The organism is Paludibacterium flexuosum, assembly GCF_037076605.1.
GTDB lineage: Bacteria > Pseudomonadota > Gammaproteobacteria > Burkholderiales > Chromobacteriaceae > Paludibacterium.
In genome coordinates, this window is sequence record NZ_AP029060.1 from 601219 (window position 1) to 628111 (window position 26893).

27 protein-coding genes and 1 tRNA gene are annotated in these 26893 nt (G+C 62.0%); 10 read left to right on the forward strand and 18 right to left on the reverse strand.

Annotated features, from left to right (window positions below):
* Window positions 1-3: 3 nt before the first annotated feature.
* From AACH39_RS02905 to AACH39_RS02925, 5 genes are read left to right on the forward strand one after another with little or no spacing between them, the layout of a single operon-like run.
* Complete coding sequence (locus tag AACH39_RS02905) at window positions 4-1569, forward strand: leucyl aminopeptidase (protein WP_215782522.1); 1566 nt, start codon at window positions 4-6, stop codon at window positions 1567-1569.
* The gene (locus AACH39_RS02910) at window positions 1556-1981 is read left to right on the forward strand and encodes a DNA polymerase III subunit chi (protein ID WP_215782521.1); all 426 of its coding nucleotides are present in this window, start codon (window positions 1556-1558) and stop codon (window positions 1979-1981) included. The genes AACH39_RS02905 and AACH39_RS02910 overlap by 14 nt, the downstream gene beginning before the upstream one ends.
* A gap of 2 nt (window positions 1982-1983) precedes the next feature.
* Window positions 1984-4080: a hypothetical protein gene (locus AACH39_RS02915; protein ID WP_338620844.1), complete on the forward strand. Its 2097-nt coding sequence runs from the start codon at window positions 1984-1986 to the stop codon at window positions 4078-4080.
* A complete protein-coding gene (locus tag AACH39_RS02920) occupies window positions 4080-4631 on the forward strand; it encodes a cob(I)yrinic acid a,c-diamide adenosyltransferase (protein WP_215782519.1) in 552 nt (183 codons plus the stop codon). The genes AACH39_RS02915 and AACH39_RS02920 overlap by 1 nt, the downstream gene beginning before the upstream one ends.
* 25 nt (window positions 4632-4656) lie before the next feature.
* Window positions 4657-5430, forward strand: coding sequence for a ferredoxin--NADP reductase (locus AACH39_RS02925; RefSeq protein WP_338620845.1), 774 nt, complete (start codon window positions 4657-4659; stop codon window positions 5428-5430).
* 13 nt (window positions 5431-5443) lie between these two features.
* Here AACH39_RS02925 and AACH39_RS02930 read toward each other — a convergent pair whose 3' ends face one another.
* Together AACH39_RS02930 and AACH39_RS02935 are read right to left on the reverse strand one after the other, a co-directional pair.
* The gene (locus tag AACH39_RS02930) at window positions 5444-5797 is read right to left on the reverse strand and encodes an MliC family protein (RefSeq protein ID WP_338620846.1); all 354 of its coding nucleotides are present in this window, start codon (window positions 5795-5797) and stop codon (window positions 5444-5446) included.
* A gap of 126 nt (window positions 5798-5923) precedes the next feature.
* A complete protein-coding gene (locus AACH39_RS02935; protein ID WP_338620847.1) occupies window positions 5924-6715 on the reverse strand; it encodes an enoyl-CoA hydratase-related protein in 792 nt (263 codons plus the stop codon).
* A gap of 116 nt (window positions 6716-6831) precedes the next feature.
* Here AACH39_RS02935 and AACH39_RS02940 point away from each other — a divergent pair, with 116 nt between their 5' ends.
* Complete coding sequence (locus AACH39_RS02940) at window positions 6832-7185, forward strand: tRNA-binding protein (RefSeq protein WP_215782515.1); 354 nt, start codon at window positions 6832-6834, stop codon at window positions 7183-7185.
* Window position 7186: 1 nt separating this feature from the next.
* On the opposite strand, the gene AACH39_RS02945 is transcribed toward AACH39_RS02940, so the two are convergent.
* From AACH39_RS02945 to AACH39_RS02955, 3 genes are read right to left on the reverse strand one after another with little or no spacing between them, the layout of a single operon-like run.
* Entirely contained in the window at window positions 7187-7777 is a 591-nt protein-coding gene (locus AACH39_RS02945) for a TetR/AcrR family transcriptional regulator (protein WP_215782514.1), read from the reverse strand.
* 32 nt (window positions 7778-7809) lie between these two features.
* Entirely contained in the window at window positions 7810-8262 is a 453-nt protein-coding gene (locus AACH39_RS02950) for a hypothetical protein (protein WP_215782513.1), read from the reverse strand.
* Window positions 8259-9002 carry a hypothetical protein gene (locus AACH39_RS02955; RefSeq protein WP_215782512.1) on the reverse strand — a complete coding sequence of 248 codons (744 nt, stop codon included), beginning with the start codon at window positions 9000-9002 and terminating at the stop codon, window positions 8259-8261. Before AACH39_RS02955 ends, AACH39_RS02950 begins: the two co-directional genes overlap by 4 nt.
* Window positions 9003-9094: 92 nt before the next feature.
* On the opposite strand from AACH39_RS02955, the gene AACH39_RS02960 reads away from it, so the two are divergent.
* On the forward strand, window positions 9095-9262 hold the full coding sequence (locus AACH39_RS02960; protein WP_338620848.1) for a hypothetical protein: 168 nt from the start codon (window positions 9095-9097) through the stop codon (window positions 9260-9262).
* A 3-nt stretch (window positions 9263-9265) separates the two neighbouring features.
* On the opposite strand, the gene AACH39_RS02965 is transcribed toward AACH39_RS02960, so the two are convergent.
* The 9 genes from AACH39_RS02965 to AACH39_RS03005 form a co-directional block, all read right to left on the reverse strand.
* A tRNA-Ser gene (locus AACH39_RS02965) sits at window positions 9266-9355 on the reverse strand.
* A gap of 77 nt (window positions 9356-9432) precedes the next feature.
* Window positions 9433-11115 (reverse strand): DNA repair protein RecN, encoded by a 1683-nt coding sequence (gene recN / locus AACH39_RS02970; RefSeq protein ID WP_338620849.1) that lies wholly within the window; start codon window positions 11113-11115, stop codon window positions 9433-9435.
* Between the two features lie 18 nt (window positions 11116-11133).
* Complete coding sequence (locus AACH39_RS02975; protein WP_338620850.1) at window positions 11134-12009, reverse strand: NAD kinase; 876 nt, start codon at window positions 12007-12009, stop codon at window positions 11134-11136.
* A gap of 9 nt (window positions 12010-12018) precedes the next feature.
* Window positions 12019-12666, reverse strand: a complete 648-nt coding sequence (locus tag AACH39_RS02980) for a response regulator (RefSeq protein WP_338620851.1) — start codon at window positions 12664-12666, stop codon at window positions 12019-12021.
* Between the two features lie 10 nt (window positions 12667-12676).
* The gene (locus AACH39_RS02985; RefSeq protein WP_338620852.1) at window positions 12677-14968 is read right to left on the reverse strand and encodes an ATP-binding protein; all 2292 of its coding nucleotides are present in this window, start codon (window positions 14966-14968) and stop codon (window positions 12677-12679) included.
* Window position 14969: 1 nt separating this feature from the next.
* Complete coding sequence (locus AACH39_RS02990; protein ID WP_215782506.1) at window positions 14970-15932, reverse strand: potassium channel family protein; 963 nt, start codon at window positions 15930-15932, stop codon at window positions 14970-14972.
* A gap of 59 nt (window positions 15933-15991) precedes the next feature.
* A complete protein-coding gene (gene msrA / locus AACH39_RS02995; protein ID WP_215782505.1) occupies window positions 15992-16522 on the reverse strand; it encodes a peptide-methionine (S)-S-oxide reductase MsrA in 531 nt (176 codons plus the stop codon).
* Window positions 16523-16531: 9 nt separating this feature from the next.
* A complete protein-coding gene (locus AACH39_RS03000) occupies window positions 16532-16747 on the reverse strand; it encodes a DUF1653 domain-containing protein (protein WP_215782504.1) in 216 nt (71 codons plus the stop codon).
* A 6-nt stretch (window positions 16748-16753) separates the two neighbouring features.
* The gene (locus tag AACH39_RS03005; RefSeq protein WP_215782503.1) at window positions 16754-17776 is read right to left on the reverse strand and encodes an HD domain-containing phosphohydrolase; all 1023 of its coding nucleotides are present in this window, start codon (window positions 17774-17776) and stop codon (window positions 16754-16756) included.
* A gap of 160 nt (window positions 17777-17936) precedes the next feature.
* Here AACH39_RS03005 and AACH39_RS03010 point away from each other — a divergent pair, with 160 nt between their 5' ends.
* The gene (locus tag AACH39_RS03010; RefSeq protein ID WP_215782502.1) at window positions 17937-18893 is read left to right on the forward strand and encodes a tRNA-dihydrouridine synthase family protein; all 957 of its coding nucleotides are present in this window, start codon (window positions 17937-17939) and stop codon (window positions 18891-18893) included.
* Between the two features lie 117 nt (window positions 18894-19010).
* Here the strand turns inward: AACH39_RS03010 and AACH39_RS03015 are convergent, their stop codons facing one another.
* Genes AACH39_RS03015 through AACH39_RS03025 form a run of 3 tightly spaced genes read right to left on the reverse strand, consistent with a single transcriptional unit; the run spans window position 19011 to window position 22940 of the window.
* Window positions 19011-20309: an MFS transporter gene (locus AACH39_RS03015; protein ID WP_338620853.1), complete on the reverse strand. Its 1299-nt coding sequence runs from the start codon at window positions 20307-20309 to the stop codon at window positions 19011-19013.
* Window positions 20310-20340: 31 nt separating this feature from the next.
* On the reverse strand, window positions 20341-20511 hold the full coding sequence (gene ccoS / locus AACH39_RS03020) for a cbb3-type cytochrome oxidase assembly protein CcoS (RefSeq protein ID WP_338620854.1): 171 nt from the start codon (window positions 20509-20511) through the stop codon (window positions 20341-20343).
* Window positions 20511-22940, reverse strand: coding sequence for a heavy metal translocating P-type ATPase (locus AACH39_RS03025; RefSeq protein ID WP_338620855.1), 2430 nt, complete (start codon window positions 22938-22940; stop codon window positions 20511-20513). Before AACH39_RS03025 ends, ccoS begins: the two co-directional genes overlap by 1 nt.
* Before the next feature lie 71 nt (window positions 22941-23011).
* On the opposite strand from AACH39_RS03025, the gene AACH39_RS03030 reads away from it, so the two are divergent.
* The gene (locus AACH39_RS03030; protein WP_338620856.1) at window positions 23012-23989 is read left to right on the forward strand and encodes an NAD(P)H-quinone oxidoreductase; all 978 of its coding nucleotides are present in this window, start codon (window positions 23012-23014) and stop codon (window positions 23987-23989) included.
* Window positions 23990-24111: 122 nt separating this feature from the next.
* Here AACH39_RS03030 and AACH39_RS03035 read toward each other — a convergent pair whose 3' ends face one another.
* The gene (locus AACH39_RS03035; RefSeq protein ID WP_215782498.1) at window positions 24112-24903 is read right to left on the reverse strand and encodes a hypothetical protein; all 792 of its coding nucleotides are present in this window, start codon (window positions 24901-24903) and stop codon (window positions 24112-24114) included.
* Between the two features lie 130 nt (window positions 24904-25033).
* Between AACH39_RS03035 and typA the strand changes: the two genes are divergently transcribed.
* A complete protein-coding gene (gene typA / locus AACH39_RS03040) occupies window positions 25034-26854 on the forward strand; it encodes a translational GTPase TypA (RefSeq protein WP_215782679.1) in 1821 nt (606 codons plus the stop codon).
* Window positions 26855-26893: the final 39 nt, after the last annotated feature.

Genomic DNA, 26893 nt, shown 5'->3' on the forward strand with positions numbered 1-26893 from the left:
ACAATGGAATTTAACATAAAAAGCGGAAGCCCGGAAAAACAGCGCGTGGCCTGCGTGATCGTCGGTGTTTACGAATCTCGCAAGCTGACGCTGGCGGCCGACCTGCTCGACCGCATTTCCAATGGCTTTGTCAGCGACGTCATCCGTCGCGGCGACATGGAGGGCAAGCTGGGCAGCACCCTGGTGCTGCACTCTGTGCCACATGCCCTGTGCGACCGGGTCATGCTCGTTGGCCTGGGCAAGGAGCGTGAATTCCGCGCCAAGGAATACCGCGAGGCCATCCGCGCATCCATTCGTGCCCTGGCGCAGACGTCCGCCAACGAGGCGGTCAGCTATCTGACCGAGCTGCCGGTCAAGAAACATGACGTCGAATGGATGGTCGAGCAGGCCACCGTCGTGACGCTGGATACGCTTTATCGCTTCGACCGCTTCAAGAGCAAGGTTGACGATCCGCTGCGCGGTCCGCGCAAACTCACCCTCGCCGTACCGCGCCGCAGCGACCTCGCCGATGGCGAAAAAGGTCTGGCGCGCGGTCTGGCCATTGGCGCCGGCATGACGCTGGCCAAGGACCTCGGCAACCTGCCGGGCAATGTCTGCACGCCCAGCTATCTGGCTGAAGAGGCCCGCAACATGGCCCAGGCCGTCGGCGCCGAAGCCGAGATTCTGGATCGTGACGCCATCGAGGCGCTGGGCATGGGCTCCTTCCTGTCCGTGGCCAAGGGCAGCGTGCAGGATCCTCGCCTGATCGTGCTCAAGCACTGGGGGGCCAAGGATCGCAATGATGCGCCGGTTGTCCTGGTGGGCAAGGGCATCACCTTCGATTCCGGCGGCATCTCGCTCAAGCCCGGCGAGGCCATGGACGAGATGAAGTTCGACATGTGCGGTGCCGCTTCGGTCCTGGGGGCCTTCAAGGCGGCTGTCGACATGAAACTGCCGATCAATCTGATCACGGTGGTACCGACTTGCGAAAACATGCCGTCGGGCGATGCCGTCAAACCGGGTGACATCGTGACCTCGATGTCCGGTCAGACCATCGAAATCCTGAATACCGACGCCGAAGGCCGGCTGATTCTCTGCGATGCCCTGACCTATGTCGAACGCTTCAACCCGGCATGCGTCGTCGATGTTGCCACCCTGACCGGTGCCTGCGTGGTGGCGCTGGGTTATATCGCCACCGGCCTGTACAGCAATCAGGATGCGCTGGCGCGCGAACTGTGCGCGGCAGGCGAAGAAGTGGGTGACCGTGCATGGCACATGCCGCTGTGGGATGAATACCAGGAAATGCTCAAGAGCCCGTTTGCCGACATGGCCAATATCGGTGGCCGACCGGGTGGCAGCATCACTGCCGCCTGCTTCCTGTCGCGCTTTGCCAAGAGTTATGACTGGGCGCACCTGGATATCGCCGGTACCGCCTCGCGCAGCGGCAAGGACAAGGGCGCCACCGGTCGTCCGGTTCCCCTGCTGGTGCAATTCCTGCAGGATCGTGCCGATATCGCCCTGGGCAATGTCGTTCGCCGTGGACGTCCGCGTCGTGAAGTCACCGAAACGGTTGAAGATGACGCGGATTGATTTTTACACCCGGGTCAGCGAGCCGGCACAATTTGCTTGCCGTTTGACCCAGACGGTGTACAACAGGGGGGAACGGCTGCTGGTCCGGCTGGAGGATGACGACATGCTCGGCGCCTTCAGCACCCGCCTGTGGAGTTTCGACGACGTGGCGTTCGTGCCTCATTGCCGTCATGATGCGGCCGAGGCCGGCGTCACGCCGATCTGGTTGACTGCAGGGGCGCCCATGGGCGAGCATCACCCTGCCGTATTGCTCAACCTGTCCGATGGGCTGCCCGAAGCGCCGACACGCTTTGCCCGCATTCTGGAAATCGTCGGCAACGACGAAGACTCGCTGGCCAGAGCGCGACAACGGTTCAAGTTTTACCGCGAGCACGGGTTTACCATCGAACATCACGACATGAGCGCCCGATAAGCATGACAGAGCCCAAGAAGCCGGATCCGAATAACCTTGCCGGGATCGACCTGCCGATCCTGACCGAGGTCGATGATGGTCAGGTCGACATACCTGACTTCGATTTCTCGAGCGAACTGGACCAGATGTCCAGTTCGCTGTCCACCCCCGAAATGCCGCTGGAGTTCCCGCCCGAGCTGCTGGAAGAAGACCGCGCAGCCCAGCCGGGAGATGCCCCGATCAATCTGCAGGACCTGCCTTCGCTCGACCTGGGCGATGAGGCGGCGCCAGACGCGACAAAGCAGACCGACCACGAGTTCGAGTTCGAACTGGAGCCTCTGCAGGCCGCAGCGCCGGCAGACAGCGGACTGGATGCCCTGATGGCGCGCGCCCAGTTCGATGAGCCCGGTCAGCCCGCAGCCGTTCAGCCCGCCGACGATCTGGGTGTACAAATTCCCGAACTTACACTGGACGATGTCCTGCCAGAACCCTCCTCCAGCGACACGCTGGGCACGTCGCCAACCGTCGGTGCGCCGACGCTGGTCGACGCCATGTTCGATCAGGGCGAAATGGCCGAGGACGACGGCGCCATCCCCGAATTAACGCTGGACGAAGTGCTGGAAGCCCCGTCCGCCGCACCACAGACCGCAGCAGCGGACATCCCCGAACTGACGCTCGAAGCGGCGCTGGCCGAGGGGTCGGATCCGGCACCCGTCCCGGAAGTCGACGACATCCCCGAACTCACGCTGGACGACGTTCTGGCCGAGGAGCCCGTCCTGCGCGAGCCCCCTGCGCCGGACGCATCGGCCATTCCTGAGCTGACACTGGAGGCCGCACTGACCGGGGAGCAGAACGAGGCCGCAGCGCCAGTCGATGCCGCAGCGATTCCAGACCTGTCGCTGGACGATGTGCTGGCCGTCGAGGCGACGCAGGCCGCACCAGCGGAATCGGATGTGGACGCGATTCCCGAATTGTCCATCGACGATGTGTTGCCGGCTTCCGACCCGGTCGCGACGGGCGAGGACAATGTGACGGAGCCCGTTGCCGAGGCGCTCATGGCAGAGGCAACCGTTGCGGCACCGGCGCTCGATTTGCCCGCAGCCGACATGCCGGAGGTGGCGTCTGCGGACGCCATGCCTGAGCCTGAAGTCGTTGCCGACGTCGTCGACACGCCTTTGCCGGACATCGCGGGCGCTGACGAGGTCACCGAGTCCGTCACGGAAGACGTGATGGCACCGCAGCGGGTTGAAGAGGGCGAGACCGGGGCAGAACCGGCCCTGCTGTCGCCCGACGAGCAGTCCGGCGCAGATGAACCCCTGGCTGAAGACACCCCCGGTCCGGCGGCCGAGGATCAGGCGGTGGATGCGCTGGTCGCTGCCGCCTTGCCGATGGACATGGCGGCAGAGGCTGAACAGGCCGAAGCGGTTCAGGAGGCATTGAGCGAGGCTCAAGACGAACTGACGCAAGATGCGGCTGCCATCGACAGTGCGACCGGCGAGCCGGCTGCCTTCCGTTCCATCCCGCTGGACAGTCTGCCGCATGGCGTACTGGGTGGCGGCAAGGGACCTTCTGCAGAGCCTGAAGCCACGGAAGCTGAGAGCGAACTCAGTCTGCAGGACAAAATTCGTGCCGCGGAGCGGACGCTGGCGCAGGAGCGCCTGCGCCAGGCCATGGCCCAGGCACGAGAAGAGGCCATGCAAAGCTGGCAGCCGGCTGTGGCCGAGCCAGAAGCAGAGCCCGCTCCGCGCGTTGCGGCCACTGACTATGTTCCGCAACTGGCCGACACCGGTCGTCCGGTCGAAATCATCAATGTGGCCGGGCTGGCCTCGTCGCCCACGCCGCAGCCATTCAACCTGCCGCCGGTGCGCAAGTCCTATGTGACCCTGGTGGACGAAGCCATGCTGATCGACTCGCTTTACGACAAGATCATGCCGCGCATGAAGGTTGAACTGTCCTTGTGGCTGCAGGATGCGCTCGACCACCAGGCCAAGCAGATGCTGTCCGGCGTCATGCATCAATTGAAAGAGGATTACGAGATGCTGTTCAGTGAAACCTTGCGCGAGAGTCTGCGACAAGCCATCGCCGAGATGGGGCGCGAAGATCGCGGGGAGCGCTACTGATGGGGCACCGCCTGTCACGCATCGTGACCCGAACCGGAGACGGGGGCACTACGGGCCTGGGGGATGGCAGTCGCGTCGCCAAAGATGCCCTGCGCATTCATGCGCTGGGCGAGGTGGATGAGCTCAACTGCCTGATTGGCGTGCTGATGACCGAGCCGTTGCCTGCCGATGAGGCGGGCTGGCTGACAGAAATCCAGCACGATCTGTTTGATCTGGGCTCCGAGATCGCCGTGCCCGGATTTTCCGCCCTGGCTGAGAAGCGGGTGCTGGCACTGGAAACCTGGGTGGAGGACATGAACCGTGCCTTGCCGATGCTCAAGGAGTTCATCCTGCCGGGCGGCTGCCGTGCCGCCGCCCTGGCGCATCAGGCGCGTGCCGTCTGCCGCCGGGCCGAGCGTACCCTGGTGAGCCTGTCGCAAGAGTCGGACGTCTCCGTGCCGGCCCGGCAATATCTCAACCGGCTGTCCGACCTGTTGTTTGTGCTGGCCCGTCACCTCAACCGTCTGGCCGAACAGCCGGACATTCTCTGGCGTCCGCGCCGCAGCGACTGAGGCCCTCGCGCCGGAAGGAGGCAGGATGACAGACGCCAGCATGACCGTCGAAACCCTGACCGAGATCCGGCGCTGGACACCCAAGCTGTTCAGCTTCCGCCTGACCCGTGCGCCGGGCTTTCGCTTCCGTGCCGGACAATTTGCCCGCCTTGGTTTGCAAAGTGGCGAGGAACTCATCGCCCGCGCTTACACCATGGTGTCGGCCCCGCACGATGACTTTCTGGAATTCTTCTCCATTCAGGTGCCCGACGGGGCGTTTACCTCGCGCCTGGCCAGACTGCAGGCTGGCGACACCCTTCAGGTCGGCCGCGCGGCGTTTGGTTACCTGACACTGGATCGCTTTGTCGATGGTCGCGATTTGTGGTTGCTGGCAACCGGTACCGGTGTGGCGCCGTTCCTTTCCATGCTGGCCGAGGCAGAGATCTGGCAGCGATTCGAACGCATCCTTCTGGTCTACAGTGTGCGGGAGGCTGCCGAGCTGGCCTACCGCAGCCAAATCGAAGCCTGGCTGAATCAGCCTCCGCCCGTGGTGGACGGGCCAGTGGCCCGGCTGTCATGGCTGCCTATCGTGACAAGAGAGCAGGTGCCCGGGATGTTGTCGCAGCGCATGACCGATCTGCTGCGCCATGGCGGACTGGAAGCGGCTGCCGGGCTCGACATCGACCCCGGGCGGTCGCGCGTGATGATTTGCGGCAATCCGCAGATGACGCTGGAAATGCGTCAGATTCTGCAGTCGCGCGGTCTGGCGCTGTCCCGTCTCAGTGCGCCGGCACAGCTGGCGCTGGAACAGTTCTGGTAAGGCCGTCGCCGGCTCAGTGCAGCTCGCCCGTGTGGCAGTTGGCCAGTATCGGGGCCGCATTCGGCCCGCGCATATCGTCAAAGAGATTGCCCTGTACGCCCTTGCTCCACCAGACATAGTGATCTGCCTGATATTTCACGCCTGATGCGGCCAGGGTCTGCACAAACAGCAGTGGCTTGCCGGCCACGGACAACAAGGCAAAGCTCTGCCCGTTATGGCCGTTGAGATAGCGTACCTTCAGGGTCTTGTTGCCGTCGCACTGGTAATGGACGGTCTGGGTTTCGGTAATGGCAATGTCCGGCACCAGGGCGCGGGCACCGGCGACGCCGGCGCTCAGCGCCAGCAGCAGGGACAGCAGGATTTTCATCGGATGGATCTCGTCATGCGGATTGGCGTTCAGTCTAGTCGCTGCTGCCGACCTTGCCTAGATGCCAAATGAAAAGCGACGACGGCACTCATGCCGGCGTCGCTTTCCGCTTGCTGCGAGATGATTTTATCGGCGCGGGAAACGGGCAGGGCGTTTCTCGACAAAGGCACGCACGCCTTCGCGCCCTTCGTCGGTCTGGCTTTGTGCAATGATGGTGCGTGCTTCCTGGGCCAGCTGTGCCTCCAGCGCGTTGGTGCTGGAAGACAGCATCAGGCGCTTGACACCGCCAAAGCTGCCAGTCGGGCCATTCGCCAGCTGTGTCACCAGCTGTTCGATGGTTTCATCCAGTTGCCCGTTCGCCACGACCCGGTTGATCAGCCCCCACTCCAGCGCCTCGGCGGCCGATAAGGTCCGACCGGTCAGGTACAGCTCCATGGCCCGCCGCTGGCCAATCAGGCGCGGCAGCAGCCAGCTGGAGCCACCATCCGGCGTATAACCAATCTGGGTGTAGGCCGTATTGAAGCGCGCCGAGTCGACGGCGATCGCCAGATCGGCAGCGGCCACCAGGCTCAGCCCGACACCCGCCGCCACGCCATTCACCGCCGCAATCACCGGGGCATCCAGTTGCATCAGCCGCGCCACCGCCTGGTGCAGCGGGTCGGTCATCTCCTGCAGCAAACGCCCAACCTGTTCGCTCTGCTCGACAAAGGTCGTGACATCACCTCCGGCACAGAAAGCCTTGTCGCCGGCACCGCGAATCACCACCACCCGCAAGTGAGGGTCCTGTGCCAGCTGACTGGCAATCTCTGCCAGGCGGACAATGCCCTCGGTATTGAGCGCATTGAATGCGGCAGGGCGATGCAGGGTGAGACGGGCAATGCCGTCCTGGCAAGAAAAGTCGATCATCGATTCGGTCATGACGTCACTCGCAGTGGAAAGCGAAAGTATATCCCAAATGGGTAGAGGCGTAAGCGCCGTGATTGCCGCGCCTGCGCAAAGCGGGTCTAATGAAGCTTTTTCAGCAGGAGTTTGCCATGAGCGCCCCCGTCAAGCCGGTGATCAGTTTTGAGGATCTGGACAAGATCGATATTCGTTGCGGCACCATCCGCCAGGTCAATGATGTCCCGCGTTCCGACAAGGTGGTGCAGTTGATGGTCGATTTTGGCGATTTCGAACGCTCCATCCTGTGCGGCATCAAGCAGGAGCGCAGCGACCTGGCGGGGCTGGTTGGCAAACAGGCGTTGTTTGTCGTCAATCTGGCGCCAAAGAAGATTTCGGGTGTCGTCTCGGAGGGAATGCTGTTTGATATCGGCTACGCCGACGGGATTATCCCGTCGGCACTGGCGCAGCCGGAGTTTGCCGTTCCCAGCGGGGTCCGGGCGGGTTAACTCAGTCCAGCTGTAGCAACTGGCGGGTGGCCTTGAGGGCCACCTGCAGCGGGCTGCCGTCGCGGCGGATTTTCGACAGCAGCATGGCGCCCAGCCACATCTGGTAGAGCGATTCGGCCGCCGCGTGCGCGTCACCAATCCCGGCCATCGAGCCGTCCGCTCGTCCTTCCTCGATGCAGGCGCCCAGGCGGCGGATCACCTCATCGGTGCCGCGGTTCAGGGTTTCGCGCATCGCTTCGGACAGGTCGGACACCTCGCCACCCAGCTTGACCACCAGGCACTTGCTTTCCGGGCCGTCACAGGCATGACGATCGCACCAGCCTTGCCAGTAACGCATCAGACGCTGAGCTGCCGGCGAGCCGTCCGCGGCCAGCAGCGCATCCAGCCGCGCCAGATAATCCTCGAAATAATGCGTCAGCATGGCTTCGCCAAACGCATCCTTCGACTTGAAATAGTGATAAAACGAGCCCTTGGGCACCTCGGCCGCAGCCAGGATCTCGCTCAGACCGACAGCCGCATAACCCTTGCCGAGAATAATGGGCTTGGCGGTGTCGATGATGTGCTGACGCACGCTGGGGGATTCAGTAGTCATAACAATATGATAGCGCTAATTAGACCGGTCGTCTAGTTATGTCTGTCAGCGTCCGTGCCCGGCTTGAGGCAAAAAAGCCTGACATCGTTTACCTGCAGTAACCACAGGTGCTGGCCGACCGGCACTGCGGCAAATCGCAGCCGGTCACCGGCGGCCAGCAAATGCAGCCTTTTGTCCGCCGACAGCCAGGGCAGGTCGGTGTAGCCGTAGTGCAGACTGCGGATCAGCAAGGCATCCATCCTCCCCAGCCAGTCATACTCAGGCTGAACCTGCAGGCTGCGAATCAATTTCCCCTGACCCTCCCTGGTCAGGGACAACATCATCGTGCTGTCCGGCAGATCGAGCCGCAGTTTGCCGGAAAAGGCCAGTGACTCTCCACCCTGGGTCACCAGCAGGCGATCAATGGGGGCCTCGCACTCGATGGCACGGTCCCGCTGCAGGAAGTAGCACACACTGCCGGCGTACAGCCCCGCCAGTGCAATCAATGCCCCGGCGATAACCAGACCGTGCCGTGGCAGTCTTGCGGTAAGGCTTGTGAATCGCTTTGCTTGCATGCGAGATAACTTTCCGAGCTTTTGCTGGCACTGAAATACAGAAATTGACCCGCCGGCGCACTGGCGGGCAGGGAGGGCGAGCGAGCGCCGAGTTGCACCCTCGGCGCATCGCCCATTCGTCCGATAGCCAGGCGCTCATCCAGCGTGGCACTGGCGGCATAGCCCAACAGGGCGGCCAGCAGAAATACACTGAGCCCCCTGGCGACCCGTCCCTGCTGCCAGCGTTGCGCACGCCGGACTGCGGAGGGGGGTGCAGGCCGTGGCGGAGCCGGTGCCAAGGCTTCCTGCCGTGCAGATTCAGGCGGCAATGCCTGAGCCGGGCTCTGGCCACGCCTGGCTGCCAGGGCTGCCGGCAAGGTCGGGTATTCGGCCTGCGTCCCCAGGTAGCGGCAGCCGCGCCGCGGAATGGTCTTGATATTCTCCGGCGCCAGCCCCTGCTGGGAAAACTGCTTGCGCAAATCATGGATCAGCTTGTGGTAGCTGCTGTCTGTCACGACCGAGCCAGGCCAGACCGTCTCTATGATCTGACGCTTGTCATGCTGGGCCGTCAACAGACAGCGCAACAATAGCCCCTCCGGGTGCGACAGTCGGTGCTGGCGCCCATCCGCGAAGATCAGACAGTCTTCCCTGGCGTCAAAAATCACCTGTCCGTCTTCAATGAGGAAATACATGCAAATCGGGCTTCCCGGGAAAGGCGCGGATTGCGCCGTGATGAATGCGAGGATTTTATTCCGTTATCAAGATTATACCTAATGTGATTGACATGGTCATTGCCGGCCTGCGCGAGAAAGGCCGTGGTCCGCATGGCTATCACCCTCGCAACCCATCACGAAACCGGGTCTATGCTGTATTAATGGCCAAACTGGCGTGGGGGGAGAGAACCGAAAGGGAAAACAAAAAAGCCCTGAATATTCAGGGCCTTTTTGTTTGAATTTGGCGGAAGCGGTGAGATTCGAACTCACGGAGGGCGTGAACCCTCGTCGGTTTTCAAGACCGGTGCATTAAACCACTCTGCCACGCTTCCGAAGAGGTCGTCATATTACCGGCTCAATGGTCATTTGACTAGGGGGAGGGTGGCAAAAACCGGCCGCCAGGGCCCGTCTAGGCGACCGTCTCCCGTCCGGCGTTCAGCGCCAGCATTTCCGCAGCATGCTGTCGCGTGGCCTCGGTAATGGCCACACCACCCAGCATGCGGGCGATCTCCTGCACACGCTCGGTCTCGTCCAGCACGCGAATGCGCGACAGGGTCTGGCCCTTGCGGGTCTCCTTGCTGACTTGCCAGTGCTGGTCGCCGCAGGAGGCGACTTGCGGCAGGTGGGTGACACTGAGTACCTGATAGTGCTGCCCGAGTGCCTTGAGCTTGCGCCCGACCACTTCGGCCACCCGGCCGCCGATGCCGACGTCCACTTCGTCGAAGATCAGCGTCGGCACACGCGCCACCTGACTGATGGCCACCTGCAGCGCCAGACTGATGCGCGACAATTCGCCGCCCGAAGCGATCTTGCCCAGCGGCTGCAGACGTGTGCCGGCGTTGGTGGCCACCTGATATTCGACGTCTTCCTGCCCATGCGCGCCCGGCGTTTCCAGGGGCAGCAGGGCAATCTCGAAGCGGGCGCCACTCATGGCCAGTGTCTGCATTTCATCGGCCACACGGCGTCCCAGCAGGCCCGCCGCCTTCCGGCGCGCCAGGGTTAATTTGTCGGCCAGTGCGCGATACGCCAGCTCGGCCTCATGTTCCGCTGCGCTCAGGGCTTCCAGGTCGGCGGCGGCATCCAGTTCGCTCAGTTGCCGCTGCCACTGTGCCAGCCGTTCCGGCAGCTCTTGCGGCTGGCAGCGATATTTGCGTGCCATGGTCATCAGGGCGTCCAGGCGACGCGTCATGTTTTCCAGCTGCTGCGGATCCTCATCGATGCGTCCGGCGTAGTCACGCAGGCCATGCACCGCTTCATGCAGTTCGGCATCGACCGACTCCAGCAGAGACAGCACCTCAGCCAGGCGCGTATCCAGGTGCGCCAGCTTGCCAAGGCGATTTTGCACGCCGGCCAGCACTGACAGGCAATTGCCGTCCATCTCCGACAGGGCATCGATGGCTAGCTGGCTGCTTTGCAGCAGCTCGCTGGCGTTGGCCAGACGGTCGTGTTGCTGGTTGAGCGTTTCCCATTCTTCTGGTCGGGTATCCAGCGAGGCGACTTCGCCGATTTGCCAGTCGAGACGTTCGCGTTCGCTTTGGGTCTGCTGGGCATTTTTCTCGGCGGACAACCGGGCGCGACGCGCTTGTTGCCACTCCTGCCAGGCAGACTCAACCTCGCGCGCCAGTGTGTCGGCCTTGGCATAAGCATCCAGCAGCGTGCGCTGGGTCTCGCCGCGCGCCAGCGACTGATGGGCATGCTGGCCATGGATATCCAGCAGGGCATCGCCCAGCAGCTTGAGCTGCGCCAGCGTGGCCTGCTGGCCGTTGATCAGGCTCTTGGAGCGGCCATTTTTGTCGACAATGCGGCGCAGCAGCAGCTCGCCGTCATCGCCGCTCAGCTCATTGTCGCTGAGCCACTGCACCAGCTCCGGTCGTTGCCCGATGGCGAACCGGGCGCTGATATCCGCACGGTCACAGCCTTCGCGCACAACCTGGGCGCCTTCCGAGCGATCCCCCAGCGCCAGGCCGAGGGCGTCAAGAATGATGGATTTCCCCGCGCCGGTCTCGCCGGTCAGGACGGTGAAGCCACTGGCGAAATCAAGCGCCAGCTCGTCAACGATGACAAAGTCTTTGATGCTAAGCGATAACAGCATGGCAGTCGGCATCCGGTGTCAGAGTAGTCGTTCGCCCCAATGCAGCTTGTGGCGCAGCATGTCGTAGTAGTTGTAACCCAGCGGGTGCAGGATGCGCAGCGGGTTGCGGTAGCGGCGAATCAGGACGCGATCCATTTCCATCAGGTCGCAGTTGGACTGGCCATCGAAATGCACCCGGGCATCGAGTCCGCGCGTCAGCATGAACTCGACTTCGCACGAGTCATTGACGGCAATCGGTCGGTTATTGAGCGACTGCGGACAAATCGGCACCAGGGCGATGGCCTGGAGTGTCGGTTGCAGGATCGGGCCGCCGGATGCCAGGGCATAGGCGGTCGAGCCGGTTGGTGTGGAAACGATCAGACCATCCGAACGCAGGCTGTAGACAAACTGATTGTCGATAAAGACTTCAAATTCGATCATGGTGCCTACCGCGCCGCGGTTGAACACCACATCATTGAAGGCCAGGGCATTGGCCACTTCGGCATCTTCGCGCAGCACCGAAGTCTGCAACAGAATGCGATCTTCCGGGATGAACTCGCCGCGCAGGATGGCATCGACCGAGTCGAGCATCTCGTGCAGCGGAATATCGGTCATGAAGCCAAGCCGCCCCTGGTTGATGCCCACCATCGGCACGCGATAGGGCGCCAGCAGGCGCGCCACCGACAGCATGGTGCCATCCCCGCCGAGCACAATGGCCAGATCCACCGCTTTGCCCATGTCCATCCGGTCGATCAGCGGGTGCGGGCCGGCCTCCAGGTCGGTCGCGCTTTCGCCGTCGATATGGACCTGGAACCCTTGCTGGACCAGATGATCGGCCAACTGGCGCAACGAGGCGACAATGTTGGGTTTGCTGTGGCGGGCAACCAGGCCGATATGTTTGAACAGACTTTGCATTCGGGTAGTTTACCGGTTGTTGCTCATGTCGTCTGCATCATGCTTCATGCCGGTGGCCTCGAGCGCTTTCAGGTAGAAGCGAATCAGATCTGCCAGCGAGGTGACATCCAGCTTGCTGAACAGATTGGCGCGGTGCACTTCGACCGTGCGCGGCGACAGGTCTAGCTCGCGGGCGATTTCCTTGCTGGACAACCCGGCCGCCACCCCCTCCAGCACCTCACGTTCGCGACCACTGATGCGCGACAGGCGAGCCAGCACTTCCTGCGTTTCCACCTCCTGGCTGTGCTGACGAATGCTCAGGCGAATCGCGCGGCGCAAACTGTCGACCAGGCGCATCTGATCCACCGGCTTGGTCAGAAAATCAATGGCGCCATTCTTGAAGGCGCGTCGACATTGCTCGACATCACCGTGCCCGGTAATAAAAACCAGAGGAATGTGAAGGTTGCGCTCCGCCATCATGTCCTGCAGCGCCAGGCCGGTAATGTGAGGCATGCGAATATCGAGGATGGCGCAGCCGATTTCGCCCGGCGCGCAATGATCGAGAAAGGCCTGGGCGCTGCCGAAGGTCAGGGCGCGCATGCCCTGGGCGGTAATCAGCAAGGCCAGGGCATCAAGGACGGCCGGGTCGTCGTCCACGATATAGACGGTAGGCGTCATGGTGTGCATTTCATGCTCTCGTATCGGTGTAAGGGACGGTACTGCTATCCAGCGGCGGCAGCTCGACGGTAAATTCGGCGCCGCCGGTAGTGCGATTATGCGCGCTGATCTGCCCGCCAAAGCTTTCAATAATCGTCTGGCAGATGGTCAGGCCCAGCCCCATGCCCGTGCTCTTGGTGCTGAAGAATGGCGCAAAGACGCTGTCGATCTTATCTTCGCTGATGCCGGGGCCGTTGTCGCCCACCTTGATGCAGACACGTTTGGCACTGTAGCTGGTTTCGACAAACAGGCAGCCGGGCTGTGCCTGTCCCTGCATGGCATCCAGCGCATTGCGCACCAGATTCAGCACCACTTGTTCCAGCTGAATGGTGTCGGCATAAACCAGTGGCAGCCGGTTGCCCGGATGGTAGTCCACGGTAATGCCGGCCTGGCGCAGATCGTAATCCGCCAGGGTCAGCACATTGTTGATGGCGTGATTGACGTCCACCGGGGTGTGCTGACGCGATTTTTTGGAGACGAACTCACGCAGCCGGCGCACGATCTTGCCGGCGCGATCCGCCTGATTAACCGCAGATTGAATGGCCTGAACGATGAGCGCCAGATCCGGTTCATCTTCCTCCAACAGGCTCAGACTGGCCTGGCAGTAGCTCATGATGGCCGACAACGGTTGATTGATCTCGTGTGCAATCCCGGAGGCCATCTCCCCCATGGAGGTAATGCGGGTGACGCGCGCCAGCTCGTATTCGTGTTGTTTCAGGCGGGTTTCACTATTTTCCAGTGCCTCCAGCATGCGCCGGCGCAGCGGTGCCGTGTCACGGAAAGTCACCACGGCGCCGATCAGCCCGCCGGCACGGTCGAACAGCGGTGAAACGACGCCTTCAATCAATAATTTCTCGCCATTCGGGCGCAGGAGGTAACTATTCTCCTCCAGTTCACGCATCTGCTGCGTGTCCAGGCAGGCCATGAACGGGTCGGCCACGGCCCGGCGGGCAAACTCATAGCGCAATTTGAACACTTCAGTCAGTGGCCGGCCGATGGCGTATTTTTCCGTCGTATCCAGGTGGCGCAGCGCAGCTGGATTGAGGTACTGCACCATGCGCTGATTATCAATGGTAATCACTGCGTCGCTGATGGCCTGCAGGGTGACACTGGCATGCTCACGGGTGCGATACAGACTGTCATCGGCATATTCCCGGTCTTTGCGCGCATGGTGCCGGATGGCCACGATCAGCAAGACCAGATAACCCGGCAGTGCTGCGGCCAGCGCGGCCAGCAGCAAGCTGATGCCCGGAATCATGCGCAGCCGCAACTGCATCGAGACTTTCAGCTCGTAAGGGAAGTAGGGGGTGGAAACCTGCTCGCGGTGCTCCAGTACCGGCAGCAGGCGGTCGAAGCGGGTGGCTGCCTCCTTCGCCTGACTGCGAAATACGGCACTGTCGTACTGGCTGGCGGCCCCCTCCTGGCGTGACAACGTCACATCCAGCAGTTCCTGTTGCTCGTCACGCAGATTGATCAGGGAGTCCGTATGCACCAGCAGGGTGATGATGCCGATGCTTTCTTCCGGCCGCATGATCGGACTGCTGGAAGGCGGCGAGGGCGAATACAAGGCATGGATATACGCAATGGCCGACTGGCTGGGCCCCAGACGCAACATCGGCGTCACCTCGATTTCGGCGCTGCGCAAGGCGCGCTCCACCGTCGGCCCCACCACCGAATCGGCCATCAGATCCAGCCCCATGGCCGGTCGCGCCGCCTGTCCCAGCGGCGGCTCGGTCATGATGAGCGGAATGTAGGACTCACGCCGTGGCGCGACTCGCCAGCCGGAGGCTTTGCGCCAGGCCGGTCCGGCACCATGCCGGTAATCGCGGATGGCAAAATCCGGGCCAAACACCAGGCGCTGCTGATGCTCAAACTCGGCTCGGCGATAGTGTTCGATCCGTTGCTGAAAGCCCAGCGTGTAAATGAATCCATAGCGACGGGCGGCCATTTGGGCGTAATGGCGCAATTCACTTTCGTGAATATCGGGATCCGTGTTGATCAGGTCCTCAAAGCCGTACAGCACCAGCTCGCAGCTTTTCAGTCGTGACTCAAGGCCGCGTGTCATGTAATAGGACACGCGCTCAAAGTGCTGTTTCTGTCGCTGCAGGTCGACGGCCACCATGCTGCAGCCAATCAGGACAAACAGCAGCAGCCAGGTCAGGGCGAAGGCCAGCCAGGCCTTGCGCGGGGCTTCGGCCAGCAGATTGCGCTGCACCTGCCAGAAGCCGCCATGAAAAGCCAGCTGGGGATCTCGTTTTGGCATATCAGCGGTTGCGGATGACCATGATGGCCGTGTCAGTCTTGAGCAAGGTATCCGGACTCGGGCCAAACTGCACTTCTTCGCCCGGGTGCTCCAGCGCGACGACCAGCAGGCGGCTGTCCTGTGCCGCCATATAATCATGCAACGGCTGATCGTCCCACTGCGGGCCGGCCGTCACGATTTCTGCGCTGAACGTATCCGGGTAGCGGTGGTGCAGGGTCTCGAAGAAGCGCTGCGTCTCCGGCCGCAATACGCTGTTGGCCATACTGAGCCCGCCCAGCATCGAGGGCACCACCACCTTGTCGGCACCGATGGAAATCAGTTTCTTGCGGGTGCTCTCGTTTTCCGCCTTGGAAATCGTCACGATGCCGGGGTTGAGACTCTTGGCCGTCACAATCACAAAGGCGTTCTCGGCATCGGAGGTCAGGCAGGTAATCAGGCCATGCGCCTGACCGACCCCGGCTGCCAGCAAATTGGCATCCTGAGTGGCGTCGCCGACGATATAGGGAATGCCGCGCGCCTCCAGCTGGGCCGCCGTCGCATCACTGCGCTCGATGACCACCACCTGCTGGCCGCTGCGAACCATTTCTTCCAGGGTATACAGGCCCGTACGGCTCAAACCGCACAGGATGACGTGTCCCGAAAACCGGGCAATGACCTTTTCCATTTTCTTGCGCTTGAAATAGAGGGGAAGATCACCCTGAAACAGCAACAGGGTCAGAGACGACAAGCCATAACCGAGTACGCCGGTACCCAGCACGATCAGGGCAATGGTAAACACACGCCCGGCTGTATCCAGCGGATGTGATTCACCATACCCGATGGTCGACAGGGTAATGACCGTCATGAACAGGCTGTCCAGCCATGGCCAGCCTTCGATGTACACATAGCCAAGGGTGCCGGCCAGCAGGGTGGCCAGGATGAGCCCGAGCAGAAACAGTAACTTGCGGGTAAATATTTTTCTCATACCAAGCAACAGTGCAACAGGCATCCCGTCCGGTTCAGCAAGATCGCCCGTCCCTTTGCTCAGTCATCGAACAGTGACGGGTGTTGGCGGCGAAACGCTGCAATTTTTGGTGCAATGACGACCTGACAGTAGGGCGCCTGGCGATTTTGCCAATAATATCGCTGATGATGATCTTCTGCCGAATAAAATGTTCCGGCGGGGGAGAGCTCGGTCACGACAGGCGAATCGTAAATTCGCTCATCGTTGAGGGCGCGAATGATCTGCTCGGCGGTTTCCCGTTGTGCATCAGACAGATAGAAGATGGCCGAGCGGTACTGGGTACCGATGTCATGCCCCTGACGATTCAGGGTTGTCGGGTCGTGAATACTGAAAAACACCTGCAGCAGCGTGGCATAAGACACGACGGCGGGATCAAATTCGATGCGCACGGCCTCCGCATGGCCACTGTCGCCACGACACACCGCGCGATAATCCGGGTTGGGCAAGGTCCCGCCGCAATAGCCGCTGGTCACCTGACGTACACCGTTGATGCTGGCAAATATCGCCTCCAGGCACCAGAAACACCCACCCGCCAGCAGCGCCTCTTCCATGAAATCTCCTCAGAAGGCCCGGATGAGGGCAAAGCGCGGCAGCTGGCCCTCGGGGACATCCACGCGTTCATTGAACATGGCCAGCGGGCGCGCCCACAGGCCGTAGTCGCCGTACAGGGCACGGTACATGACCAGCGCCTCTTCGGTTTCAGAATGACAGGCAATGCCAATGACCTCGTACAACTGACCCTTGTAATGCCGATAAATGCCGGGAACCGGATGCATACCGTCTCAACTCCAGTACTGGGTGAACAGGGGCAGGTGGCGTGCGTCAATTCGCATGCTCACGCTGGATTTCACATGATAACCCGGTAATGAAGTATCGATCGACTCATTGGGGGACTTGATCGGCACCGCCAGCGGCGTGGCCGCACTACGCCCGCTCTTGACCACCAGGGCGCGATCGCCATTTTCCAGCTCGACAAAACTGCCCGGAGGGTAGATGCCGAGAATCTTGACCAGCTGCGCAATATAGGTGGGTTCAAACGCATCCATGCTGCCACTGTAAAGGCTGGCCAGTGCCGCTTTGGGCGCAATGCTGCCACGATAGGCTCGCGGCATCATCTTGGCGGTCACCACGTCGATCAGGTGCAGCAAATGCGCCAGCGGCGGAATCTCTTCCTCGTCAGCACCAAAAGCATAACCGCGGCCATCCTTGCGTTCATGATGCATGATGACCGTGCTGTGCCAGAGCATGTCGCTGATGCCGGCTTCGCGCAGCATGGCCGAGCTGATCAGGGGATGAATATCCAGGATTTGCCGCTGCATGGTACTTGGCGGGCCATCCTGGCTGGCCAGCTGATTCTGGACTTCCGCTGACCCGAGATTCATGGTCAGGGTCGCGCTGATCAGCGCCGTTTTTTCTTCCTCCGGCAAGGAAAGATTGTCCGCCATCCGGCTGGCGAGCATGGCGCAATTGATGGCGTGGTGCGCCGTGTAGTGGGTGTAGGGACTCAGCAGAATGGCCGCCACACAGCCATCCGGTGAGTTGGCGGCCATGCGGCTGATATAGCCTGCCAGACTGGCGGTCAGCCGGGGGGAGTCATCCAGGCGGATGAAATGACCTTGCAGCCCGGTGAGGTAGCGCGCCAGCATGGCGGTCGCCTGAATGGGGGAGATCTTTTCCTCGGGCAGATTGGTCGGCAACGGCGCGTCACTGCCTGCCAATAGCGCGGCACGGTAGCGATCATTCAGGCGGTAGGTGAACTCCGCCTCTTCGATCAACCGGTGTGAGGTGAAAAGATTGGATGGCAAGGTAAAGCCCAATTGCCTCTCCCCTGAATGGTGGCTGCTTTGTATATAGCCCAGATGGATGACGGAATGCACCCCGCAATGGGAATCAGATATTTGTTTCTGCCAATACGAGGGATGCAGGTACAATCCACGTCCTGTCAATGCGTGGGAAGTGATGGTCATGGAAGTGGTTTTGGCGCCGATGGAAGGGCTGGTGGACGAGGTCATGCGCGATGTGCTGACCCGCATCGGCGGCATCGACCTGTGCGTGACCGAATTTGTCCGCGTCACCAGTGCCTTGCTGCCCGAACGCACCTGGTTGCGCCTGGCCCCGGAACTGGCACGCCAGGCACGCACCCGGGCCGGTACGCCGGTACACGTTCAGCTACTGGGGAGCGACCCGGCCTGCCTGGCCGAGAATGCGGCCCGTGCCGCCGAGCTCGGCGCCCCGGCAATCGACCTGAACTTCGGCTGCCCCGCCAAAAGCGTCAATCGGCATCGTGGTGGCGCCGTGTTGCTGGATGAACCGGCGCTGCTCCATGACATTGTGTGTGCCGTCCGCGCCGCACTGCCGCCGGTCATCCCGCTCAGCGCCAAAATGCGCCTGGGGTTTGCCGACAAGTCTCGGGCACTGGACTGTGCCCTGGCCCTGCAGGCGGGCGGCGCCAGCCGGCTGACTGTTCATGCCCGCACCAAGGTCGAGGGCTATCGTCCGCCTGCGCACTGGGACTGGATCGCCCGCATTCGCGAAGCGGTCAGCATTGAGGTGGTGGCCAATGGCGAAGTCTGGAGCGTGGAGGATTACAACGCCATCCGTCGCGTCAGTGGCTGTGATCGCGTCATGATCGGTCGCGGCCTGATCGCTCGCCCGGATCTGGCCCTGCAGATCGCCGCGCAGGCTCGCGGCGAGTCTGTCGTGCCGATGAGCTGGCAGGCGTTTTTGCCCTGGCTGCAGGACTTTCTGCAGCAATGCCGAGAACGCGGCGAGGGTTCGACCTATCCGGCTGCGCGGCTCAAACAGTGGCTGGGGCAGCTCAAGCGCGGCTTCCCCGAAGCAGAAGGGCTGTTTGAGCAGTTGCGCCCCCTGCGTGAGGGGCGTGAACTGGCCGAGGTATTGCAGCAAGCGGCCGGTAGTTAGGATAAAAAAAAGCCGCCCCGATGGGCGGCTGGAATGAACTGACGACTAAAACGCTCTGAGTCGTCATCATCGGATACATTGCCTGTCAGACATATAAGACGATTCTCAAACAGGCCCTCAACGCCCCAGCCAGGCCAGGCGAGTCCGCCAGATCACCGGTGCGCCACGCACCAGCAAGCCGATGGCCAGCAAGTTGGCCAGCGAAACCAGCAGGAACAGCAGAGCGATACTGTGCAGCCAGCCCAGGATCAGCGCACTGGCCAATGCCGCCGCCACCATGTAAAACCCGTTGATGATGTTGTTGGCGGCAATGGCTTGTGAACGAAAAGCCTCGGGGCTGGCCGTCTGCAGCCAGGTGTACAGCGGTACGGTAAAGAAGCCGCCAAAAAAGCCCAGCATGGCCAGGTCGATCATGTGGCGCCAATGTCCGGCTTGCTGCAGAAAGCCGGCAATATCCAGCAAGGCGCCCTGATAACGTGGCAGGGCATTGAGTGCCAGGTCACATCCAGCCACCGACATGCCGAGACTGCCCACCAGCACCAGCCCCAGCTGCAGCTTGCCGTGCGACAGTTTGGCGCACAGCAGCGAGCCGGCACCGATGCCAAGGGAAAAAATCGCCAGCATCAGGGTGTAGACGTCGGCATTGCCGCCGAGGTGCAGGCGGGTAAAGGTCGGCAGCTGGGTGGTATAGACCGCGCCCATGAGCCAGAACCAGGAAATGCCCAGAATCGCCGAGCGCACCTCGCGCATTTGCCAGGCTTGTCCGACCAGGTGCGTGCTGTCAGCCAGCACATTGAACGACAGTTTGAGATGTTGCGCGGTCGGCGGCGCCGAAGGCATGGCCCGGCTGAAGGCGTAGCCGCACAGCGCTGTGGCCAGAATGACCGAAGAGGCCACCAGCGGTCCGTGGTGCATCATCAGGCTGCCAATGATCTGGCCAAACAGAATGGCCAGGAAGGTGCCCATCTCGATCAGGCCATTGCCGGCCACCAGCTCGTGCCCTTGCAGATATTGCGGCAGCACCGAATACTTCAGCGGGCCAAAAAATGTCGAATGCGTCCCCATCAGAAACAGGGCGGTCATCAGCAGACCGGCAGAGTGCAGGAACAAACCGGCCCCGGTCAGCAGCATGATGCCGATCTCGGCCAGTTTGACGACGCGGGCAATGGCGGCTTTGTCGAAGCTCTCGGCCAGCTTGCCGGCGGTGGCGGAAAACAGGAAAAACGGCAGGATGAACACCCCGGCGGCCAGATTGACCAGTTGCTCTGCCGGCAGGCCCGCCGTCGACAGTCCGTAGTAGCTGATCAGCACCACCACCGCGGTGCGCAGCAAATTGTCATTGAATGCCCCCATGAACTGCGTGCCGAACAGGGGCAAAAAGCGTCGGGTGGCAAAGAAACTGAAACCGGATGTCACGTGAGCGGGCTCCTGGGAGGGGGTCGCGGGATTAATGATCGTCGTCCTTGCTGGCCTCGGTGCGGTCATCATCCATCAGGATGCGGTGCGCCGGGCCTTCCATATCGTCAAACTGTCCGCTGCGCGTCGCCCACCAGAACACCACGCCGATGACGAAGGTCAGGACGATACTCAGCGGAATCAGCAGATACAGACTTTCCATCAGGTCTTCCTTTTGATCAGACGCAGGGCGTTGGATACCACCAGCAGCGAGCTGCTTGCCATGCCGAGACTGGCCAGCCAGGGCGTGACATGCCCGCTGACGGCCAGGGGCAGGGCGATCAGATTATAACCCGCCGCCCACCACAGATTCTGACTGATAATGCGCCGCGTTCTGGCGGCAATGTCCAGCGCCTCCGGAATCAGCGACAGGCTGTCATCGATCAGGACCATGTCGCCACTGGCGCGGGCGACATCCGTTCCGCCGCCCATGGCAATCGACACATCGGCACGGGCCAGCACCGGCGCATCATTGATGCCATCGCCCACCATCAGCACATGCCGCCCCTGGGCCTGCAGGTCACTGACATAGTCCAGCTTGTCCCGCGGCGTCGCCGTGGCGCGCCAGGCATCAATCGCCAGCTTGTCTGCCAGTCTTGCCACCGTGGCCTCGCCATCGCCACTAAGCAGATGAACCCGCAGGCCTCGCTGCCGCAGCGAGGCGATGCTGGCCGCGGCTTCTTCGCGCGGCTGGTCGCCAATGGCCAGTCGAGCCACGACCTGCTCGCTGTTGCCCAGCCAGATCAGGCTGCTGCCCGCCTGCCAGTCATCTTCCTGCAGGTGCTGACCGGACAACTCGGCGACAAAGGCGGCGTTGCCCAGCCGCCAGGTGCGGCCTGCAATCTGGCCTTCGACCCCCCGCCCGGGGTGGTTTTGCAGCGCCTGGGCCGCCGGACAGTCCGGCGCATCGGCCAGAATGGCCCGGGCCAGCGGGTGCTCGCTGCCGGACTCCAGCTGACGGGCCAGGGACAGCACGGTGAGCTCGTCGAACGACGGTGACAAAGACTGCCAGGCCAGCAGGCGCATCTTGCCGTCGGTCAGGGTGCCGGTCTTGTCGAATACCACGTCGGTGGTGCTGACCAGTGTCTCCAGCGCATGCCCCTGTGTCACCAGCACACCTGTACGCGCCAGACGCCCGCCGGCCGCCGTCAGTGCCGTCGGCGTGGCCAGGGACAGGGCGCAAGGGCAGGAAATGACCAGCACCGCCACCATGATCCACAATGACCGCGAGGGATCGATGAACTCCCAGGCGATAAAGCTGCCCAACGCCGTCAATAACAGCAGGGCGACAAACAGACTGGCAAAGCGGTCGGCCAGCACTGCCATGCGCGGTTTCTGTGCCAGCGCCTGATCCAGCAGGCGCGTAATGGCTGCCAGACGGGTGTTTTGTCCGGCCTCGGCTACCTCGACAACCAGCGGGCTGGTCAGGTTGACGCTGCCGGCAATCACCGGACTGCCCGGCGCCTTGTCGATCGGACGGCTCTCACCGGTCAGCAGCGACTCATTGCTGCTGCTGTGACCCTCCAGAACGCAGCCATCCACCGGAATGGTCTCGCCCGGCCGGACCAGCAGACGGGCGCCGGGGTTGAGCATGCTGACCGCCACCTCCACCGTCTGGCGCGAGCCCGGCCAGTCGATCAGTTGGTGGGCAAAGGCGGGGATCAGCTTGACCAGACTTTCCAGCGCCTCGCCGGCCTTGCGGCGCGCCATGCCTTCCAGATAACGCCCGCCCAGCAGCAGGAAAACGAACATGGATACCGAGTCGAAATAGACCCCCTGGGCAATATGTTCGATCAGGGCCCAGGTACTGGCACCGAATGCCGTCAGAATGCCAATGGTGACCGGCGTGTCCATGCCGACCCGGCGCGCCTGGAGGTCGCGCCAGGCGCCGCGATAGAACGGCAGGGCGGAGTAGAGCATCACAGGCAGGGTCAGCAGGAAGCTGGCCCAGTGCAAAATCCACAGAAAGCGGGGTTCGATCTCGTTGCTCTGGGCGACATAGATCGGCACGGCGTACATCATGACCTGCATCATCGACAGACCGGCCACCCACAGCCGGTTGATCGCCTGTTTGCGCTCCTTCTGCATCAGGGCTTCCTGGCGGGCGCTGTCGTAGGGATGGGCCCGGTATCCGATGCGACCGATGGCTTCAAGCAGGCGGGACAATGGCAGACGGCCACGGTCCCAGCGTACCCGGGCCCGGTGACTGGTGTAATTGATGTCAACCGACATCACGCCGTCCATGCGCAGCAATTGCTGCTCGATCAGCCAGACACAGGCGGCACAGGTCACGCCCTCCAGCATCAGCGCCGCCTCGTGAACGTCGTTGCCTTCATCGCGGACGAAAGCGCGCTGCAGATCAGTCTGATCGTAGAGGGCAATCTGCTGCAGCAACTCGGCCGGCAGGGCTTCGGCTGGCTGACCACTGGCTTCACGATGGCGATAATACTCATCCAGCCCGGCATCGATAATGGTTTGCGCCACGGCCTGGCAGCCGGCACAACAGGCCGGCCGTTCTTGCTTACCTTGATGGATGCGGAAATGGCTGTCGGGCGGCACGGGCAGGCCGCAGTGGAAACATTGCTCTGTCATAGCGTGCTATTGTAATGGAATATGCGATGTAAAGCAGGTCTGCGCATCGCCAGTCACTCTTCGGGAATCTCATGTCTATGAAAGCCATCGTCCAGTCCGCGCCAGGCGGCGTGGGCACACTGACGCTATCCACCATTGAACGCCCCATTCCGCAAGAAGGCCAGCTGTTGATCCGCGTGCATGCCGCCGGGGTCAACCGGGCCGACATCGTCCAGCGCGAAGGGCATTATCCGGCGCCGCCCGGCGCTTCGGCGATCATGGGGCTGGAGGTTGCCGGCGAGGTGGTCGAGGTGCGTGGTCCCTCGGCATTCAAGGTGGGGGATGCGGTCTTTGGGCTGGTGCCCGGCGGCGGTTATGCCGAATATGCGGTACTCGACAGCGCGCTGGCCATTGCCAAGCCGGAGCGGCTGAGTTGGGTGGAGGCAGCCAGTTTGCCGGAGGCCTGGATGACCGCCTGGTTCAACCTGGTCGAAATCGGCCATCTGGCAGAGGGTGAGCGCGCCTTGATTCATGCCGGCGCCAGTGGTGTCGGCGCCGCAGCCATCCAACTGGCGCGCATGCTGGGCGCCTCTGCGCTGGCAAGCGCCGGATCGGCAGACAAAATGGCCTTCTGCAGCCGTCTCGGGGCCGAGCATGTTTACAACTGGCGTGATCTGGAACACTTTGCGCCGATGGTCAGGCAATGGGGGGGCGCCGATCTGGTTCTGGATCCGGTGGGTGGCTCCTACCTGGCAGAAAACATCGCCTGCATGAACCCTGACGGCCGGCTGATTTTTATCGGGGTCATGGGAGGGGCTCAGGCCTCGCTGAATCTGGCTCAGGTGCTGGTTAAACGTCTGAGCCTGCGGGGTTCGACGCTCCGGCCGCAACCCCTTGCCGTCAAGGCGCGCCTGGCATCGGCGCTGGCACAACATGTCCTGCCGGCCCAGGCTGCCGGCCGGGTGCAAATGACGGTTGATGCGGTTTATCCGCTTTCCGAGGTGGCAGAAGCCCATTTACACATGGAAAGTAATCGCAACCTCGGCAAAATAATGCTTCACGTGGAATGACCTGCAACAACTGATGACATTGTATTCGCTTTGCGGTACATTCCCATGCAGAGGGTCGTCGAGACCCTCTGAATGACCTGGTTCGGATGAGATGGGGCGGCTGGCTGACAGTCGCCCGTTTTTTATTGCAGCCACTCGATCAGGGCAATTTCCGCGGCAAAATCCAGCGATCGCAGCGTGTCCAGCAGCGGGCGCCAATCCTGTTCCGCCGCCTGACTGACCCAGTAATGCTCGACGATGAGCCACAGCCCCCGACAGTCTTGTGGCTGATCGAAGTGATGGCCGGCCAGAGCCAGACGCAAACGGTCGCAGGCCTGCTGGTCGAAGCGATGCTTCATGCGAGCCTGTTCGACCTGCAGCAGGGCGCGGTAGCGTGCCAGCTGACGTGCTTCCAGATCGGCCTGCGGGCGCCAGTTGCCAATCTCTTGCTGCAGGCGCGGCAAAGCCTGCTGCCATGCGTTGTAGAGCAGGTCGCGGAATCGGGCGTTGTCGGTAAACGACAGCGCATCAAATGGCATGGCCGGCATGCTGCCTTCGGACAGCAGGCGCTTGCCGAGCCAGATCTGGCCGTCAGCTTCGCGGCGCACCTCGGTGCGCCAGCTGTCTTCCTCGCCGGTTGCCTGGTTGCGCACATAGACCTCGACGCAGGGGGCGGGTGCCAGGTCGGGCACGAAACGGACCTGAATGTCGAACAGTGCATGTTTCGCCAGGTGCAGCAATTGCAGCCCCTGCTCATGTCCGACCAGCAAAAACTGCTCGCCCTGATCATAAACGGCCACATCGCCGGGGTGGCTGGCCGGTTTGACCAGCTGGGCGCCCAATTCGGCGGCCAGTTGATTGATGTCTTGCTGCGGGCTGTCGTAGCCGGTGCGGTAGCCTTGATGGCAGTGCCAGAGAGCATTCCAGTCGTACATCGTCAACTCCTGATATAGATCGCGCGCAGTTTATCCGCATTTCACATGGAAGTCATAGTGCGGTTGCAACATTCCATGTGCTAAAATATTACGTTTTCCCCGCTCTTATTATTTTCGGCAGAGTTCAATGATCCGTCAGATTCGCAACATCGCAATTATCGCGCACGTTGACCATGGTAAAACCACCCTGGTCGACAAGCTTCTTCACCAGGCCGGCACCTTCCGCGAAAACCAGCATGTCGCCGAACGCGTCATGGACAGCAACGATCTCGAAAAAGAACGGGGCATTACCATTCTGGCAAAGAACACCTCCATCGAGTACGAAGGTGTTCACATCAATATCGTCGACACCCCCGGACACGCTGACTTCGGCGGCGAAGTCGAACGCGTACTGGGCATGGTGGATGGCGTGCTGCTGCTGGTCGATGCCGTCGAAGGCCCGATGCCGCAGACCCGTTTCGTCACCAAGAAAGCGCTGGCCCTGGGCCTGCGCCCGATCGTGGTCGTCAACAAGGTAGACCGCCCCGGCGCCCGTCCGGACTGGGTAGTCGACCAGACGTTCGACCTGTTCGACAAGCTCGGCGCCACCGATGAGCAACTGGATTTCCCGGTCGTGTACGCCTCGGCCCTGAACGGCTTTGCCACCCTGGATCTGGCCAACGAATCGCCGGACATGCGTCCGCTGTTCGATGTTGTGCTGAAGAACGTGCCGCTGCCGTCCGGCGACATCAATGCCCCGTTGCAACTGCAGATTTCCGCGCTGGACTATTCCACCTACACCGGTCGCCTGGGTGTGGGTCGCGTGCTTAACGGCAAGATCCGTCCGGGCCAGGTGGTTGCCGTCATGAACCACGAAACCCAGGTGGGCCAGGGCCGCATCAACCAGGTGCTGGGCTTCAAGGGTCTGGAACGCGTACCGGTCGACGAAGCCGGCGCCGGTGACATCGTCATCATCTCCGGTCTGGAAGATATCGGTATCGGCGTGACCATTGCCGACCGCGACAATCCCATCGGCCTGCCGATGCTGACGGTCGATGAACCGACCCTGACCATGGACCTGATGGTCAACACCTCGCCGCTGGCCGGTACCGAAGGCAAGTTCGTCACCAGCCGCCAGATCCGCGATCGTCTGACCAAGGAGCTGCTGACCAACGTGGCACTGCGTGTCGAGGACACCGAAGACGCCGATGTATTCCGCGTTTCCGGCCGTGGTGAACTGCACCTGACCATCCTGCTGGAAAACATGCGTCGCGAAGGCTTTGAAATGGCCGTCGGCAAGCCGCGCGTGGTCTTCAAGGACATCAACGGCGAAAAGTGTGAGCCGTACGAAAACCTGACCATCGACCTGGAAGATTCGCACCAGGGCAGCGTGATGGAAGAACTGGGCCGTCGCCGTGGCGAACTGCAGAACATGGAGTCTGACGGCAAGGGCCGCACCCGACTGGAGTACCACATCCCGGCCCGCGGCCTGATCGGTTTCCAGGGCGACTTCCTCACCATGACCCGTGGCACCGGCCTGATGTCGCACGTCTTTGATGACTACGCACCGGTCAAGCCGGACATGCCCGGCCGTCATAACGGCGTACTGATCTCGCAGGATACCGGCGATGCCGTGGCCTACGCCCTGTGGAACCTGGAAGACCGCGGCCGCATGTTCGTCAGCCCGGGCGACAAGCTCTATGAAGGCATGATCATCGGCATCCACTCGCGTGACAACGACCTGGTCGTCAACCCCCTCAAGGGCAAGAAGCTGACCAACGTGCGCGCCTCCGGCACCGACGAAGCCGTTCGTCTGACCACGCCGATCAAGCTGACGCTGGAATCGGCCGTTGAATTCATCGACGATGACGAACTGGTGGAAATCACCCCGCAAAACATCCGTCTGCGCAAGCGCTACCTGCAGGAACACGAACGTCGCAAGGCCTACAAGAGCGACAACAGCAACGGCTGATGGCGAGAAAGAACAAGAGCGGCTCCGGTGGGGCCGCTT